The 14545-nt window shown below is 65.7% G+C and carries 14 protein-coding genes; 5 read left to right on the forward strand and 9 right to left on the reverse strand.

The window, feature by feature from the left end:
- Positions 1 to 62: 62 nt before the first annotated feature.
- A complete protein-coding gene (locus AC3A6X_RS06875; protein WP_487841796.1) occupies positions 63 to 1016 on the reverse strand; it encodes a GlxA family transcriptional regulator in 954 nt (317 codons plus the stop codon).
- A 107-nt stretch (positions 1017 to 1123) separates the two neighbouring features.
- Here AC3A6X_RS06875 and AC3A6X_RS06880 point away from each other — a divergent pair, with 107 nt between their 5' ends.
- From AC3A6X_RS06880 to AC3A6X_RS06890, 3 genes are all read left to right on the forward strand, one after another.
- Positions 1124 to 2119, forward strand: coding sequence for an SLAC1 anion channel family protein (locus AC3A6X_RS06880; protein WP_487841473.1), 996 nt, complete (start codon positions 1124 to 1126; stop codon positions 2117 to 2119).
- 298 nt (positions 2120 to 2417) lie between these two features.
- Positions 2418 to 5138, forward strand: a complete 2721-nt coding sequence (locus tag AC3A6X_RS06885) for a sensor domain-containing diguanylate cyclase (RefSeq protein WP_487841474.1) — start codon at positions 2418 to 2420, stop codon at positions 5136 to 5138.
- On the forward strand, positions 5135 to 5878 hold the full coding sequence (locus tag AC3A6X_RS06890; protein WP_487841475.1) for an EAL domain-containing protein: 744 nt from the start codon (positions 5135 to 5137) through the stop codon (positions 5876 to 5878). The genes AC3A6X_RS06885 and AC3A6X_RS06890 overlap by 4 nt, the downstream gene beginning before the upstream one ends.
- Positions 5879 to 5932: 54 nt before the next feature.
- Here the strand turns inward: AC3A6X_RS06890 and AC3A6X_RS06895 are convergent, their stop codons facing one another.
- Together AC3A6X_RS06895 and AC3A6X_RS06900 are read right to left on the reverse strand one after the other, a co-directional pair.
- Positions 5933 to 6730 (reverse strand): DUF899 domain-containing protein, encoded by a 798-nt coding sequence (locus AC3A6X_RS06895; RefSeq protein ID WP_487841476.1) that lies wholly within the window; start codon positions 6728 to 6730, stop codon positions 5933 to 5935.
- A 209-nt stretch (positions 6731 to 6939) separates the two neighbouring features.
- A complete protein-coding gene (locus tag AC3A6X_RS06900) occupies positions 6940 to 8310 on the reverse strand; it encodes a hypothetical protein (RefSeq protein WP_487841477.1) in 1371 nt (456 codons plus the stop codon).
- Positions 8311 to 8935: 625 nt separating this feature from the next.
- Here AC3A6X_RS06900 and AC3A6X_RS06905 point away from each other — a divergent pair.
- Together AC3A6X_RS06905 and AC3A6X_RS06910 are read left to right on the forward strand one after the other, a co-directional pair.
- Positions 8936 to 10132, forward strand: a complete 1197-nt coding sequence (locus AC3A6X_RS06905; protein ID WP_487841478.1) for a ParA family protein — start codon at positions 8936 to 8938, stop codon at positions 10130 to 10132.
- Between the two features lies 1 nt (position 10133).
- Positions 10134 to 11189: a ParB/RepB/Spo0J family partition protein gene (locus AC3A6X_RS06910; protein ID WP_487841479.1), complete on the forward strand. Its 1056-nt coding sequence runs from the start codon at positions 10134 to 10136 to the stop codon at positions 11187 to 11189.
- Positions 11190 to 11396: 207 nt separating this feature from the next.
- On the opposite strand, the gene AC3A6X_RS06915 is transcribed toward AC3A6X_RS06910, so the two are convergent.
- The 6 genes from AC3A6X_RS06915 to AC3A6X_RS06940 form a co-directional block, all read right to left on the reverse strand.
- Positions 11397 to 12167: a hypothetical protein gene (locus AC3A6X_RS06915; RefSeq protein WP_487841480.1), complete on the reverse strand. Its 771-nt coding sequence runs from the start codon at positions 12165 to 12167 to the stop codon at positions 11397 to 11399.
- Positions 12168 to 12989: 822 nt separating this feature from the next.
- Positions 12990 to 13151, reverse strand: coding sequence for a hypothetical protein (locus tag AC3A6X_RS06920; protein ID WP_487841797.1), 162 nt, complete (start codon positions 13149 to 13151; stop codon positions 12990 to 12992).
- Positions 13152 to 13181: 30 nt separating this feature from the next.
- A complete protein-coding gene (locus AC3A6X_RS06925; protein WP_487841798.1) occupies positions 13182 to 13532 on the reverse strand; it encodes a PDZ domain-containing protein in 351 nt (116 codons plus the stop codon).
- Positions 13466 to 13810, reverse strand: coding sequence for a trypsin-like peptidase domain-containing protein (locus AC3A6X_RS06930; RefSeq protein ID WP_487841481.1), 345 nt, complete (start codon positions 13808 to 13810; stop codon positions 13466 to 13468). Before AC3A6X_RS06930 ends, AC3A6X_RS06925 begins: the two co-directional genes overlap by 67 nt.
- A 229-nt stretch (positions 13811 to 14039) precedes the next feature.
- Positions 14040 to 14249: a hypothetical protein gene (locus AC3A6X_RS06935; RefSeq protein ID WP_487841482.1), complete on the reverse strand. Its 210-nt coding sequence runs from the start codon at positions 14247 to 14249 to the stop codon at positions 14040 to 14042.
- A gap of 89 nt (positions 14250 to 14338) precedes the next feature.
- Positions 14339 to 14515 (reverse strand): hypothetical protein, encoded by a 177-nt coding sequence (locus AC3A6X_RS06940; protein ID WP_487841483.1) that lies wholly within the window; start codon positions 14513 to 14515, stop codon positions 14339 to 14341.
- Between the last annotated feature and the right edge of the window lie 30 nt (positions 14516 to 14545).

Raw genomic sequence — 14545 nt, forward strand, 5'->3', positions numbered from 1 at the left:
GGGATGTCTTCTCCTTTGGAATGGCGCACTGACGAGGTCCGCATTGTGCCGCCGCGGCAACGTCATCTCGCGAAGCGATTCCGGTATTCCACGAGGCTCACACCCAGACGGCGGCCGAACGCTCGCCGAAAGCCGTCCACGTTCGCATAGCCGACCGCATCGGCCAGTCGCTTGGCCGGCAGGTCCGACTCCTCGGCCAGGCGGCGGGCGGCGTCGATCCGTGCATTCTCGACAAACTCCGCGGGCGTCGTGCCGGTCTCGCTGCGGAAGATCCGCGCGAAGGTCCTCTCGCTCATGCCCGCGCGCGAAGCGAGCGCGGGCACGGACAGATCGTCCTTCAGGTTCGCAAGCACATGGTCCTGGACCGCGCGCACGCTGGAACGCTCCGAGGTCTGCGCCGCCAGGTGGGCGCTGAACTGGCTCTGGCCGCCGGGGCGCTTGAGGAACATCACCAGCTCGCGCGCCACGCGCAGTGCGAGTTCGCGGCCGTGATCTTCCTCCACCATCGCGAGGGCAAGGTCCATGCCGGCCGTCACGCCGGCGGAGGTGAAGAGCTTGCCGTCCTTCACATAGATGGCGTCCGCCTCGACGCAGGCCTGGGGGTAGGCCGCCGCAAGGCGGGCGGTGGAATTCCAGTGAGTCGCCACCCGCTTGCCGTCGAGCAGCCCGCTGGCCGCCAGCACGAAGGCGCCGGTGCAGACCGAGCCATAGCGTCGCACGGCGCGAGACTGACGCCGCAGCCATTCCTGCAACGGCGCGTCGGTCGTCATGTCCTCGAGGTTGGGACTGCCCGCGACGAGCAAGGTGTCGATGGGTCCGCGATGCGTGGCGATGGTCGCGTCGACGGCAAGACGCAGCCCGCTGCTGCTCTTGAGCATGCCTTCTTCGGTGCCGATCACCTGCACCTGGTAGGCCCGCGGCTTTCCGAGCTGGCGCGATGCCTCGTTGAAGACATCCGCAGGCCCGGCGACGTCGAGCAGCTGGACGCGCGGAAAAGCGAGGATGGCAATGCGCATGGCGGACAAGGCCCAAGGATTGGCAGGAATCGCCGTACGGCGGCACACACGACAGGGGAAGTTTGGCAGAAACTAACCGTACATTCAAATTCTGCCAAGGACCCGCCATGCAAGGCCCGTCGACGACTCCGCCCTTCCCGGTTTTCTACCCGTCCACTGAAGTTTCCATACGCCACCTGCGCGTCAACCTGTTTGCCTCGGTCATGGGCCTGTCGGGGCTGGCCCTGGCCTGGCGGCTGGCCCACGACAGCCTCGGCGCGCCGGCCTTTGTCGGCGAGGCCATCGGGGCTTTCGCGTGGGGCGTCTTCGTGCTCGTCTCGCTGGGTTATCTGGCGAAGCTTGCGAAGCATCCGCAGGCCGTGCATGCGGAGTTCCATCACCCGGTGGCGGGCAACTTCTTCGGCACCATCGTGATCTCGATCCTCCTGCTGTCCGCCGTCGCCGAGCCGTACAGCGCGCCCGCCGCGCGCGCAGTCTGGACGGTGGGCGTGCTGGCGACCTTCGCGCTCAGCTTCGTCGTCGTCTCTCGCCTGCTCAAGGGCCAGGTGGACGCCTCGCACGCCGTGCCGGCCTGGCTGATTCCGGGCGTGGCCACGCTCGACATCGCCGTGACGGGCGGGCACATGCCCATGGCCTGGGCCGCGGAACTCAACCTGCTTGCCGGTGCCGTCGGCGCCGTGCTGGCGCTGGTGCTCTTCGCGATGATCGTCAGCCGGCTGGTGCACCAGGACCCGCTGGTGCCCGGCATGACGCCGTCGCTGATGATCCTGGTGGCGCCCTTCGCCGTCGGCTTCCTCGCGTACAGCAACATCGTCGGCGGCATCGACCGCTTCGGCGCGCTGCTCTTCTACTTTGCGCTCTTCATGTTCGCGGTGGTTGCGCCCAAAGTGTTCCGCCCGAGCGTCAGGTTCTCTCCGGCCTGGTGGGCGATCGGCTTCCCGATGGCTGCCCTGGTCAACGCGGCACTGAAGTACGCGGCGTTCCGGTCGAGCGGGCCGCTCTGGGTGCTCGCCACGGTTCTGCTGGGCACGCTGAGCCTGGCGATGGCGGTCCTCACGGTGCGCACCGTGCGGATCGCGCTCAACGGGAAACTCTTCACCTGACCTCAGGACTTGCCGGGGTTTCGGACTCCAGCCGAAGCGCTTCGCCAGACGCGCCAGTTGGGGCGGTCCGGCGTCCGCGTTGGAGTGAAGCGGCCGGCCGCGAGTACTTTGGTAATCGTTCGAGCATAGGCACTTCGCGATTGCGTCGCCGTCGTCGCAATTTCGTCACGCAGTGGCCGTTTCCGGCGACTCGCCCCCGTCGGCCCGCGGGCCTTCGTTCAGTATGCTCGCAGGCTCGATGCGTGCTCCAGCTCTTCGCCTCCCTCGCCTGGGCCTTCGCGCCCGGTTGTCGATAGGCATGGTCGCGGTTGTCCTGTCGATCACGCTGGGCGTCGTCACCGCGGCGCTCTACTTCGTGAAGCGCAACATGCAGGCGGCCATCGCCACCGAGGGGTTCGAGCGGATCTCCGCCATCGCCGAGGCGGTGGACCAGAAGTTCCTGAGCCGGCGCACCCTGCTCCAGACCTTCGGCGACAGCGTGGAGGCGCATCACCTGGCGAACAGCGCGGTGCTGCAGGACTTCATCATCCAGCACAAGTCCCTGAAGGATGCTTTCGCCAACGTCGCCTTCGTCGACCTGAACGGTGATCTCGTGGCCGGCCTCGGTGGCGCGCTGCAGCCCGGCAAGATCAACATCAAGGACCGCGAGTACTTCCAGCAGACGGTCGCCCGCAAGGCGGGCGTCATTTCGCAGCCCTACCGCAATCGCCTCAACGGCATGGCGCAGGTGGCCATGACCGAGCCGGTGCTCGACAAGCATGGCGACGTTCTCTACGTCATCTCCGGCGCCATCAACCTCAGCGAGCACAACTTTCTTGGCGAACTCGCCAACGTCAAGTTCGGCAAGAGTGGCTATATGTTCATCACGAACACGGAGGGCGTCGTGATCGACGATCCGGACAAGTCCCGGATTCTCCAGCGTGCGGACGCCAAGGGAGGGCGCAATCCCGCGGCCGATCTCGCCATGACCGGATTCGAGGGCGCAATCGAAGCGAAGGATCGCACCGGCTTGCAGGGACTCTACGCTTTCAAGCGCATCAGCCAGACCAACTGGGTGCTGGGCTGCATCTACCCGAGAGACGAGGCCTTTGCCCAGATCGAGCAGATCGAACGCTACACATGGGCCGGCGCCCTGCTCCTCACGGTGCTGGTGGGCGGCCTCGCCTTCCTGGTCATGCGCTCCCAGCTCGCGCCATTGACACGGCTGCACGAGCACATGCAGGTCTCGCGCACCGTCTCGAGCTACCTTCCCATGACGGAGCTGCCGCCCAAGGACGAGATCGGCGATCTCTCGCGCACCTTCGATTCGCTGATGCTGGAGCGACAGACGGCTCAGGAGCAGCTGAAAGCGAGCGAACGGTTTTTGCGCGATGTAACGGACAACCTGCCGGCCGTGGTCGCCTACTTCGACCGCGATCAACGCTGCCTCTTCGGCAACAAGGCGGGCCTCGCCATGCGACGCCGCACGCAGGCCGACATCGGCACCATGACGATGAAGGAGTCGCTGCCGGATGCGGTCTACGAGCAGCTCGTGCCACAGGTTGCCAGGGTGCTGGCGGGCACCCCGACGCGCTGCGAAGGCACCTACGACCGCAACGGCAAGGAAGGCTTCTTCGAGTGCCATCTGGTCCCCGACATCCGCGACGGCGGGCAGACGGTCGGCTACTACGTGATGACCTTCGACATCACGCGCCAGAAGGTGGCCGAGCGCGAGCGGGCCGCCGGCGAGGCCCGCATCCGCACCATCACCGACAACCTTCCGGCTTTGGTGTCGCATGTGGACGCCTCCTTGCGCTACACCTTCGTCAACGCCCACGTGCGCGCGCTGCACGAGAACGCCGAACTGGTAGGCCGGCTCATGGCCGATGTGCGCGGCATCGAGGATTTCCGGATGATCGAGCCCTATGTGCAGCGCGTGCTCGCCGGAGAATCGGTGACCTTCGAGAAAACCGGGTACAGCACGCGCGGGACCAGCCAGAACTGGTACCAGTCCCACTATATCCCCGACACCGATGCGGAAGGCGTCGTGCGGGGTTTCTATGCGATGACTTTCGACGTGACCGAACGCAAGCGCGCCGAGATCCGCAGCGCCGAGAGCGAGCAGCGCCTGCGCGGGCTGACCGACAACGTGCCGGCGCTGCTGACCGAGCTCGATCGCGACGAACGCGTGGTCTTTTGCAACGGCCGCTACGAGAGCTGGCTCGGCATACCGCCGGCTTCGATCATCAATCGGCCCATCCGCGAAGCCGTCGGCGAGGCGCACTACGAAATGCGCAAACCGCTGCTGGCGCGCGCATTCGCCGGCGAGGTGGTGTCCTTCGAACAGACCGCCAAGCTGCTGGTCGGCGAGCGAACCCTGCAGACCACCTACCTGCCGCAGCGGAATGCGGCGGGTGAGGTCGTCGGGCTGTACGTCCTGGCCAACGACGTCAGCGACCTCAAGCAGAAGCAGATGCAGCTGGACACGCTTGCGCGCGAAGATGCGCTCACCGGCCTGCCGAACCGCCGGTCGTTCGAGGAGCGCGTGCGCGAAGCCTTGGCCAGGACCCGGCGATCGGGCGTTCCGATCTGCCTCATGTTCCTGGACATCGACTACTTCAAGTCGATCAACGATTCGCTGGGCCACGCGGCGGGCGATGCGGTGCTCAAGGAGTTCGGCCGCCGCCTCAAGGAAAGCGTGCGCGAGACGGACATGGCGGCGCGCTACGCCGGCGACGAGTTCGTGATCCTTCTCGAAGGCATTGCCGGTGCCCATGAAGCGCAGCGGGTGGCCGACAAGGTGCTGGCGGCGATGCGCCCTGCCTTCGTCCTCTCCACCCGCAGCTTGCAGGTGACAAGCAGCATCGGCATCGCGCTCTCGGAAGAAGACGACGAGGATTTCGCATCCTTGATGGCGACCGCCGACTCGGCGCTGTACGCAGCCAAGAAGGACGGAAGGAACCGCTACATGATGGCGGCCTCGAGATCCGTCACCCAGCACGGCTCGGCGTGGCCGCGCAAGGAATCGCTGGCCCGATGAAACCCCAAAACGCCATCGACGCCCCCATGCCTGCCATCGGCCCGGCGTTCACGATCGCGTTCCAGCCGATCGTGGACCTCGAGTCGCGTGAGGTGTTCGCGCACGAGGCGCTCGTTCGTGGCGCCCGCGGGGAAGGCGCACTCGAGGTGCTCGGCAAGGTGCAGGCGCCCCATCGCTTCGCCTTCCACGAGGCATGCCGCGTGAAGGCGATCGAGATGGCCTCGATGCTCGGCATGCAATCCCGGCTCAGCCTCAACGTCGCCCCGAACGACATTGCAGGCCCGGCGCAGTGCTTCCAGACCGCCATCCGCGCGGCCGAGCAGGCGCGCTTTCCGGTCGATCGCCTGATGTTCGAGCTCACCGAGGGCGAACCCGTCGCCGACCTGCCCGCGCTGGCCGCGAGCTTCAATGCTTTCGAAGGCTTTGGCTTCACCTCCGCCATCGACGACTTCGGCGCCGCCTATGCAGGTTTCGAGCTGCTGGCCGCTTTCCAGCCCGACATCGTCAAGCTCGACATGAGCTTCGTTCGGGACGTCCATCGCAGCGCCGTGCGCTTCGCGATCGTGAAGGGCGTCGTGGCGATCTGCGACGAGCTGCGGATCCGGGTGGTCGCAGAAGGCGTTGAACGCCCGGAAGAGGTCGACGCGCTTCGCGGGGTCGGCGTGCGCCTGTTCCAGGGCTTCTTGTTCGCGGCGCCCGGCGTCGCCATGCTGCCAGCGGTGGCCTGGAACGCGGTCTGACCGTCTCCAGTGGCCGGGCGGCGCGCCCGCCGAATCCGCGCGAGCAGGCCCGGCTTACGGCTTCGTGCCCGGGTCCTGGTTCCGGAACGCCGCCTCACCGGCGTCCGATACCTCCACCCACTTCTTGTCGGGCGCTGCGTCTGCGTCGTAGTTGTCGTGCCAGTTCCACCACTTGTAGGTCGGCGTCTGAGGATAGCCCTCGGGCGAGTCTTCCCAGACCTCTTGCCGGCCCAGCGGCGTGATGTCGAGGTAGTTCCAGGTGCCCCCCATCTGCTCGTCGCCGCGGTTGTTGGTGAAGTAGGTGCGGAACACGCGGTCCCCGTCGCGGTAGAACACGTTCGTGCCGTGCCACTCGTCAACGCCGAAGTCGGCGTCGAAGCGGTCGGTGAGGCTGAACCACGGGATGTCCCATCCCATCCGCGCCTTCAGTCGCGCGATGTCCGGCTGAGGCGCACGCGAGACGAAGACAAGCGTGGTGTCGCGGGCGTTCAGGTGGGCGACGTGGGCGACCTGGTCGGCGACCATGGAGCAGCCGCGGCAGGCGTGCTCGGGCCAGCCGAACACGCCCGGCTCGAAGAAGGCGCGATAGACGATCAACTGACGCCGACCGTCGAACAGGTCCCGCAGGCTGGCCTTTCCCGCGGGCCCCTCGAAGGCATAGGCCTTCTCAACGGCCATCCACGGCATGCGCCGGCGCTCGGCGGCCAAGGCGTCGCGGGCCCGGGTCTGGGCCTTTTCCTTCACGAGCAGTTGCTCGTGGGCCGCTTTCCATGCCTGCGGCGACACGACCGGTGGTGTGTGCATGGCGGTCTGCCCGCCTTGGCGTCCGCTCTCGGTTGACTTGCTGGTCATGGCTGAATCTCCTGGTTGGGCGAATTTGCGGCTCATCCGCTGCTCTTCGCTGGTTGGCCTTGAGACAGTCTGGCACCGCAGATCGAACGCTGGGAGTAACAAGTTTGGCGCTATTCCGATGAGGAGGTCATGCCCGCGCCACGGCTCAGTGCCAGCCAAGTGAGCAGCAACTCTCACGCACAGCGTTAGCTCGCGCGACTGTGAGATCCTCAGGGGGCGTCGAACAGCTGACGATCCACCTTCCAGTCCGGACCGTAGGTGGCATCCGCATACGCGTACACGACGGCGGAGCCCAGCAACCCGTGGAGCACATCGCCCTGGGCGGCGCGCCGGCTGATGACGGCGTTCAACGCCCCTTTCCGGGCCAGGTCCTGCAGTGCCTGGTCGACCCAGCGCTTCAGCTGAACGGGGTCCAGGGCTGCGACCTCCTGCTTCATCGCCTGAATTTGCTCTCGCAGATAGCTGGAGCCCTCCATGCTCGCCGCAGGACTGGCGGTCCGGGGGGCTGGCGTGGTGGGCGTTGCATCAAGCGCCGGCGCGCTGGTCGGCTCCGGGGGGCTCTCCTGCGCCGGCGGCTCGTTGCGCAGCAGCGAGCGCAGATAGGAAAAGGCGTTGTCGATCGTGCGCAGCGTCTTGTTGGCGGCTCGGCGCTCGAGCACGTCGATCTGGCTGCGCACGCGCTCGTCGCCGAACTCCTTGATGAGGCCTTCCAGCTTGATCTCGCGGATGCCGAGCGTTTCGGCGCGCAGCACGAGCGTGGCGTCCACGGGCTCGCTCGAAGCAGGCCGCGCCGCGGCGGCCTGTCGCTTCTTGCGCACCGCAAACTGGACTTCGGTGATCACCCTGCCCTGCTTGTGCTCGATGAGATCGATGTCGAGGTCGGTCTCGGCGTTGATCTCGGCGACCGCGTCCTTCACGCGCTCGTTCTTGAATTTTCGCCACTCGCGCCGCTCGGCGCCGGGCCCGTTGCTCAAGGCGTCGACCCACCAGGCCACGGGCTTGCGGCTGGTGACGCCGCTGGGATTCTCCCGGTAGCGCGCACAGATCTCGTAGAGCGCGACCGCCGTGTAGGAGCCCAGCTTCGCCAGGACATCGAGGTCGATGCGCGCCCACCGCTGCGGCTCGCGCAAGGCGGCCATGATCGTCGGCGGATAGGACCAGCTCACCCAGTTCTCGCCACGACGCAGCTCCAGCGCCACTTCCGAGAGCATCGAGAAGCCGCGCCACTTGACGCCATCGCCTGGCGCGGTCGATTCCCAGTCGACCTCCAGACTGCGCATCTCGATCAGGTATTTTTTCGCCGCGGTGCGTTCGCTGCCGCTCGAGCCGGTGGTCCGAAGGATGGCGGCGAGCGGGGCCTCGAACATGAAGTCGGCTGCCGGCATGCCAGGCAAGGCGACGAGCCGGGTTTGCGCGATCTGAAGCAGGGCGCTGTAGATGCGCCGGCCGGTCAGGGTCACGCGTGCCGAGCGCGGCATCATGACGATCATCTCGTGCGGCTTCCTGAGCTCCAGCACGTCGTCGACGGGGTGGCTCGCGCTCGGCTTGTCGAGGGTGACTTCGGTGCTCCGTTGGCTCATCTTGGGCACCGATGTTATGTCCAAGCAGCCTTGGACACAAGCGTTCCTCGTACCGCCAGACTAAAGCCGATCAAAACCTGGACACTTCGCGCGCAGACGGTGCCACCCGACCCGATCAAAACCTGGACACTTGGCCGCAGCGCACATTTCGGCCACGCGGCTCGGGCGATTAAAAGCCGGACGTTCGGCCGTCCAGACCCCTCGCACATGGCCCGCTCAGCTCCGCTGGACCCGATTAAAAGCTGGACAATGGCCGCCTGACCGCACGCAGGCGCGGATCCGGGGCTGTGGATAAGCACTCGAGGCGTGGCGAGCGAAGGCTGGACAAGAGCCGATAAAAGCCTGGACGGATCCGATTCAGAGTTGGACAGAAGCGATTAAAAGCTGGACGCTTGCGATCAGTGATGCTTGCTAAGCTATTGATTTTATTGAGGAATTTTGCATTTTCTGGATGCTTAATCTCTTGAAGGTATTCAAGTTCTTCCTTAATCTCGGGGGATTCTTCAGAAAAGTACTCAAAACCCGGCCCCACAGGACTGTCTGCGCGCGATGGATCGATGATTCTTCGTTTTTCTAAGGGTGATAGGCATAATCGCACGACTCACCAACTTTCAAGGCAGATCTCGTGGACATCAAGCAGACCATACGTCGACAGAACCTGGAAGACATCGAGCAGCAAGCGCACAAGATCGCCGGCATGATGGACCGGATCCGCTCCGCCATGCTGGCCCCCACCGCAGTGAAGACGGCGCCGACCTTGAAGGCGGTGCAGCTGGCGGACCTGTGCGGGGTGGACAAGTCGAAGATTGCCTATCGCGTGACCCGGGGCGACCTCCCGGCCGGCGAGATCCATGGCAACAGCCGGGAGTGGACGATGGCCGAGGCCCAAGCGTGGGCCAGGGAATTGCGTGCGGAGCATCTGCGCCCCGGCGGCGCGGCTGGCATCACGATCACGGTGGCCAACTTCAAGGGGGGCGTCGCGAAGACCACTTCGGCCGTCACGTTGGCCCAGGGATTGTCCATGCGTGGCCACCGGGTCCTGCTGGTGGACCTGGATCCCCAGGGCTCGGCGACAACCCTGTTTGGCGTCTTGCCGGACGCCGAGGTCGAGACCGAGCACACGGCGATGTCGCTCTTCACGGGTGAGCAGGAGAATCTGAAATACGCCATTCGCCCCACGTATTGGCCTTCCATCGATCTGGTGTGTGCGGCCCCCCTGCTCTACGGGGCCGAGTTCCACCTGCCGGCACGCCAGGCCCGCGATCCAGGCTTTGAATTCTGGCGCGTGCTCGATCGGGGTCTCGATCTCTCGCGGGAGGACTACGACGTCATCGTGGTCGACACGCCACCCTCCTTGAGCTACGTGACGATCAATGCGCTGATGGCCGCCGACGGGGTGATCATGCCCCTGCCTCCCTCGGCGCTGGACTTCGCGAGCTCGGCGCAGTTCTGGGACCTGTTCTCGGACCTGTGCAACCAGCTGGTTCGCAGCCGCGGCAAGGACAAGAGCTTCGAGTTCATTGATGTGCTGCTCTCGCGCGTCGAGGCGTCGGACACGGCGAGCTCGGTGGTGCGGCAATGGGTCCTGGAAGGTTATGGCGACAAGGTGCTGCCGATCGAGATCCCCAAGACGGCGGTTGCAGCGACGGCCAGTGCTGAGTTCGGCACGGTCTACGATCTGCCGCGCGGCTCGGTGAACTCGAAGACCTTCTCCCGCGCGCGGGTCGCCTACGACCGGATGTGCGAGCTGATCGAACAGCAGATCGAAGCCGTGTGGGCGCGGCAGGTGGCGGAACGACAAATCCTGGAAACGGCGGTCTGACATGGGATTGAAAGACAAAGCTTCCAAGATCGACTTCGCGTCCATCATGCCGGCGGCGCAGCCGGTGCCCGATGCGTCGAAACCGAAGACTGCGCCGGGCGCCATGATGGCGTTCGCCAACGACCAGCGTTCCGAGCTGCTGCGCGAGAACGAAGAGTTGCGGATCCGGGTGGCCCAGGTCGGGGAGCTGGAAGGGCGCTTGAGCGAAGTCAGCGCCGAGTTGCGCAGCTGGGATGGGGCCTTGCCGGCGCGGTCGATCGACACCGCGGAGATCGCTCGCAGCGAGTTCGCGAACCGGCACGAGTCGGCATTCGTGGGCAAAGCCTTCGAGGACTTCAAGCGCGAGATCCAGGAGGCGGGCCGCAATTCGCAGCCGATCAAGGTGCGCGCAATCGCCAAACCGGGGGAGGGCCCGAAGTACGAGCTGGTCTTCGGTCATCGGCGCTATGAGGCCTGCCGCCAGCTCGGCATCCCGGTCTGGGCGGTGGTGGAGAACCTGGACGACCGCGCGCTGGTGGAGGAGATGGATCGGGAGAACCGGGGCCGCGCCGACCCGTCGCCATGGGAGCAAGGCATGACGTACCTGCGCGCACTCGAGAGGGGCGTCTATCCGTCGAACCGGCAAATGGCGGCCGCCCTGGGGGTGGACATCAGCAATTTGGGAAAGGCACTGACGCTGGCGCGGCTGCCTGAGGCTGTGATCGCTGCCTTTCCCACGCCGCAATCGATTCAGCTGGCATGGGCCACGGAGCTCGGAAGGGCATTCCAGGAAGATGAGGCTGGACTGATCGCGCGCGCGCAGGCTTTGGTGGTGGACGAGAGTGTCCATTCGGCAAAGAGCGTGTTCGCGCGCTTGGTCTCTCCGCCGGCCTCATCGGCCGAGGCGACCCCACCAATCGTGCAGGCAAGCCATGCCTTGAAGCACGCCAATCAGAAGGTGGGCGCCGTGAAGTTCGATGCACTCGGGCGCCCCTCGATGAGGCTGTCTGTCAAGCTGTCCGAGGATCAGCAGCAGGCATTGCTGAAGGCCATGCAGGGGTTCGTCGACTCGCTCTAATGGCAACCGCAGCGCGCTGACAAAAGGGGGTAGTTTCAAACTACCCCCTTTTTTGTGTCACCACACATCCATGCGCATGAGGCCCCGCTCTTTCAGCATCAACGACTGCACTGACCACGCGCCGCCGGGGGAGGGTGGTTTCAAACTACCCCCGGCCGGCCACCACCGCAGCTCGTCCTGTCTGGCCCTGTGCGCACAAGCTCACCGTCATTTGGCACTTCCAGCTTCGATACGCTGCAGCGCCCCGAGGATTTCGCTCAGCGTGGACTTCATGACGCCCATGTCCCGGTCGCGCCTCGCCTCGACCAGCGGATCCGCGCCCGGCACGGCCGCCGACAGCGCTTCCTTGGCGCGGGCGACGGCCTCGTCGAGACGCGTGATGAGGTTGTTACGCAGCGCGGAGAACTGGGCAACCTCTTTCTTCAGGGCGCTCATCTCCTGAGTGAGCAGGGCCAGCTGCCGTTCGATCTCTTGGAATGCAGGGGTGCGCGCAGACGCGCTCGCCCCGTCGTCGTGCATCGTGTCCATAGGGATAGGCACCGCTGGTGCAGGCATGACGTGCGTGATGGCCGATCGGAGGTTATCTGCGATCCGGGCGACCACCAGTTCCACGACGGCATGGGGGTCTGATTCACTCAGGAAAGGCCACAGTTCGTACACGCGGCCGATCGCCAAGGCCGTGTGCAGCCTCAGCCCGGGCCGGCCGGCTCGCCGCGGGCGCTGCAGCACGGCGTGCGTCGAAGCGGAGGACGCCTCGCTGGCATGTACTTCCTCCTCGGACGCGATGCAAGACCTGAAGGCGCCGGCTGCACTCCATTTCTTGAGGGAGGATTCAGTCGGGGCCCTGACTCCATGAACCAGCGTCAGGATGCGCGCCAGCTCTGCGAGCGTGCAGATGGGTGGCCATCCCAGCGTGTGGGATGCAGGGGAGGGCAGCGCCCGATCGCCTTGAACGTCGGTTGCCGAATGCTCATTCACGATACCGTCCTTGTGAGGTGGTTTGGTTACCAGATAACCGAATTATCCGTGTAACCTCGACAATCCCACAAGACTTGGCGCTAAATTATTGATTTTCGTGAAACATCGATACGGCTTGGGGGCAGAAAACCATGCTAAGTCGTTGTCAACAAAGAATAAAACCTTGCGACCAAAAATCTCGTGAAACATCAGCAAAACGCGATGGCTTCGGCACGGGACGCACCCCCGCGCAGTTCTTTCACGTCTTGCCGCTAAAGCCGGAACTGTCCAGCTTTTGATCGGGCAACTTCAGCACGCCATGACCCCCTTTCCGACGCCGCTGCAGCCCACGTCCATGATGCCGCCGAGCCGGAGCGCGCGGCGGCACGGCGGGAACACGCATTCCGACCGCTCGGCTGATGCTGCTCGACCCGGCTCGACCCGGCTCGATTCGGCGCGGCGCCGACGCTGCGGGGTTGGCCGACGCTCCACCGTGCCAGGCGGGCGGCGACCCGGCACAACCTCCAGGTAGACAGCGCCTACGGCCAGTCGGGGCAGGTCGAAGGCGGTAAGGGCCGCGCGAGACCACCCTGCCGGCCTCAAATGCGCAGCTTCCGATTGCAGAGTTGACGGTATTGCCCCGACGCCGGCGGAATTAAACGCTCCCACATCAGGACGCACCAAAAGCTAAGGGCGAAACAACAAAGAACCGCTGTCGCCAGAAAAAAACCGTGCGCCGCCCAAGCTCAACTGTCCAGCTTTTAATCGGGCGTCCGCGGACGCAGCGCGCGGATCGTGGTCACGATGGGAATGCCGAACCTCGTCGATCGCTCGTACACCTCGTCAAGGCGAGGTGGGCCGTGCGGAGATCCGGATCGGCACAAAAGCCAGCCGACGATCCCGCATCACCAGCAACGCGACGGTCTGGCCCGTCGGCATGTGCGACAGGGCACGCCGGAACTCGTCCACGCGTTCGAGGCGTTGCTCGTTGATGGCCACGATCAGATCACCGGCCCCGGATGCCTTCGCTGTGCGCTAGCCCGCTGGATTCGCGCACCAGCAGGCCCCCGTCGACGCGAAGCTGCTGGTGCGACGCGGCCGAGAGCTCCCGAGACTCAGGCCGAGGCCATCGTTCCAGTCGGGTGCCGTGGCGACGGGCGAGGGGAATCGAGAGCCTGGTTGTTCGGACAGGGTGACCCAGATCGTGTGCGTCCCGCCGCGGCGCCAGAGCTCGAGGCGGCTGCGCGAGCCTGGCGTCCTCCCGGCGATCCGCTGAAGCAGGTCGGAGAAGTGCGAGAAGGGCGCCCCGTCGATGGCCGTCACGATGTCACCGGCTGCAAGCCCGGCGCGCCGGGCCGGGCTGTCCAGTTCCACCTTGACGACCAGTGCACCGGCGGGCCGCGCAAGGCCGAACGATTTCGGCCAGCAAGGGGGTCACCTCCTGGAACTCCGCGCCAGCCGCGCGCGGCGCACCGTCCCGAGCGGGCTGCCCGAGCTGCCGGGATTGATCGCGACGTCGGTCTGGATGAATGGAATCTCGCCGCCACCCAGTCGCCTGGCGCCAGCTGCGACGAATCGCCGATGGCCGCAACCGGCAGGCCGTCGGCGTCGATCTTGAGCAGGGCGACGTCGGTCTGGCGGTCGCTGCCGACCAGCCGCGCCATGAATCGGCGTCCATCGTCCACATGCGCCACGACATGCGCCGGGTGAGGATGAGCCCGTCGCTTGAGAGGATGATCCCGGGGCCAGGTCTCGGATCTGGCTGACCCTTGCGCTGGCCACAAGCCCGCGCTGCCGCTCTACACCCCCCGGCGGACTTCGTCGGGCCGGGTGAGTCAAGCGCAGGGGATCCACGGCAAATGCTCGAAGCCGGGGGCGAGGTTCCAGCCGTGGTCAATGCAGCCTGCTCGGGTATACGCCGGGCCACGTGACCTCCCGCCCCATCATCGCGCGGGCATACAGGTAGTTGTTGAGCGCCCGCTCGCTCAGGGCGTCCATGTTCACGTGACCCTCGGCGGTGCAGGGGAAGGCAAACCCGCGGCGACCGGCGAACAGGGCGTCAAAGCGGAGTTCCCAACCGGTGGATGCTTGCGATGCGTTCATGACACTCTCCTCGTTCGCCCCCGCGCCTGGTGGAATTGGGGCGCTGCTTGGGCGCCATCTCAATTTAGGCGCTCCACTTAGCAGTTCCGTCAACGCGCGGCACCGATTGGGAACAGTCCGTGAACGTTCGGTGTCAAGGTGTGATGGCGACCTCGAGCACCCCTGTCGGCGCTTTCGGCGCCGCCGAAGCCGGTCGACATGATGTCGGGGCACATCAGCACCTGTTCGTCCGTGAGGCCGTCCGGCACGGGCGCGAGGTTGGCCATGGAGCCGATGCACGGCGCCTTAAGCCGGCC

Source organism: Variovorax sp. Soil_C_12, from assembly GCF_057657375.1.

Coding starts and splice junctions, on each gene's coding strand:
- AC3A6X_RS06875 (WP_487841796.1), bottom strand. CDS start 1,016: ATGCGCATTGCCATCCTCGCTTTTCCGCGCGTCCAGCTGCTCGACGTC.
- AC3A6X_RS06880 (WP_487841473.1), top strand. CDS start 1,124: ATGCAAGGCCCGTCGACGACTCCGCCCTTCCCGGTTTTCTACCCGTCC.
- AC3A6X_RS06885 (WP_487841474.1), top strand. CDS start 2,418: ATGGTCGCGGTTGTCCTGTCGATCACGCTGGGCGTCGTCACCGCGGCG.
- AC3A6X_RS06890 (WP_487841475.1), top strand. CDS start 5,135: ATGAAACCCCAAAACGCCATCGACGCCCCCATGCCTGCCATCGGCCCG.
- AC3A6X_RS06895 (WP_487841476.1), bottom strand. CDS start 6,730: ATGACCAGCAAGTCAACCGAGAGCGGACGCCAAGGCGGGCAGACCGCC.
- AC3A6X_RS06900 (WP_487841477.1), bottom strand. CDS start 8,310: ATGAGCCAACGGAGCACCGAAGTCACCCTCGACAAGCCGAGCGCGAGC.
- AC3A6X_RS06910 (WP_487841479.1), top strand. CDS start 10,134: ATGGGATTGAAAGACAAAGCTTCCAAGATCGACTTCGCGTCCATCATG.
- AC3A6X_RS06930 (WP_487841481.1), bottom strand. CDS start 13,810: ATGGCGCGGCTGGTCGGCAGCGACCGCCAGACCGACGTCGCCCTGCTC.
- AC3A6X_RS06935 (WP_487841482.1), bottom strand. CDS start 14,249: ATGAACGCATCGCAAGCATCCACCGGTTGGGAACTCCGCTTTGACGCC.
- AC3A6X_RS06940 (WP_487841483.1), bottom strand. CDS start 14,515: ATGGCCAACCTCGCGCCCGTGCCGGACGGCCTCACGGACGAACAGGTG.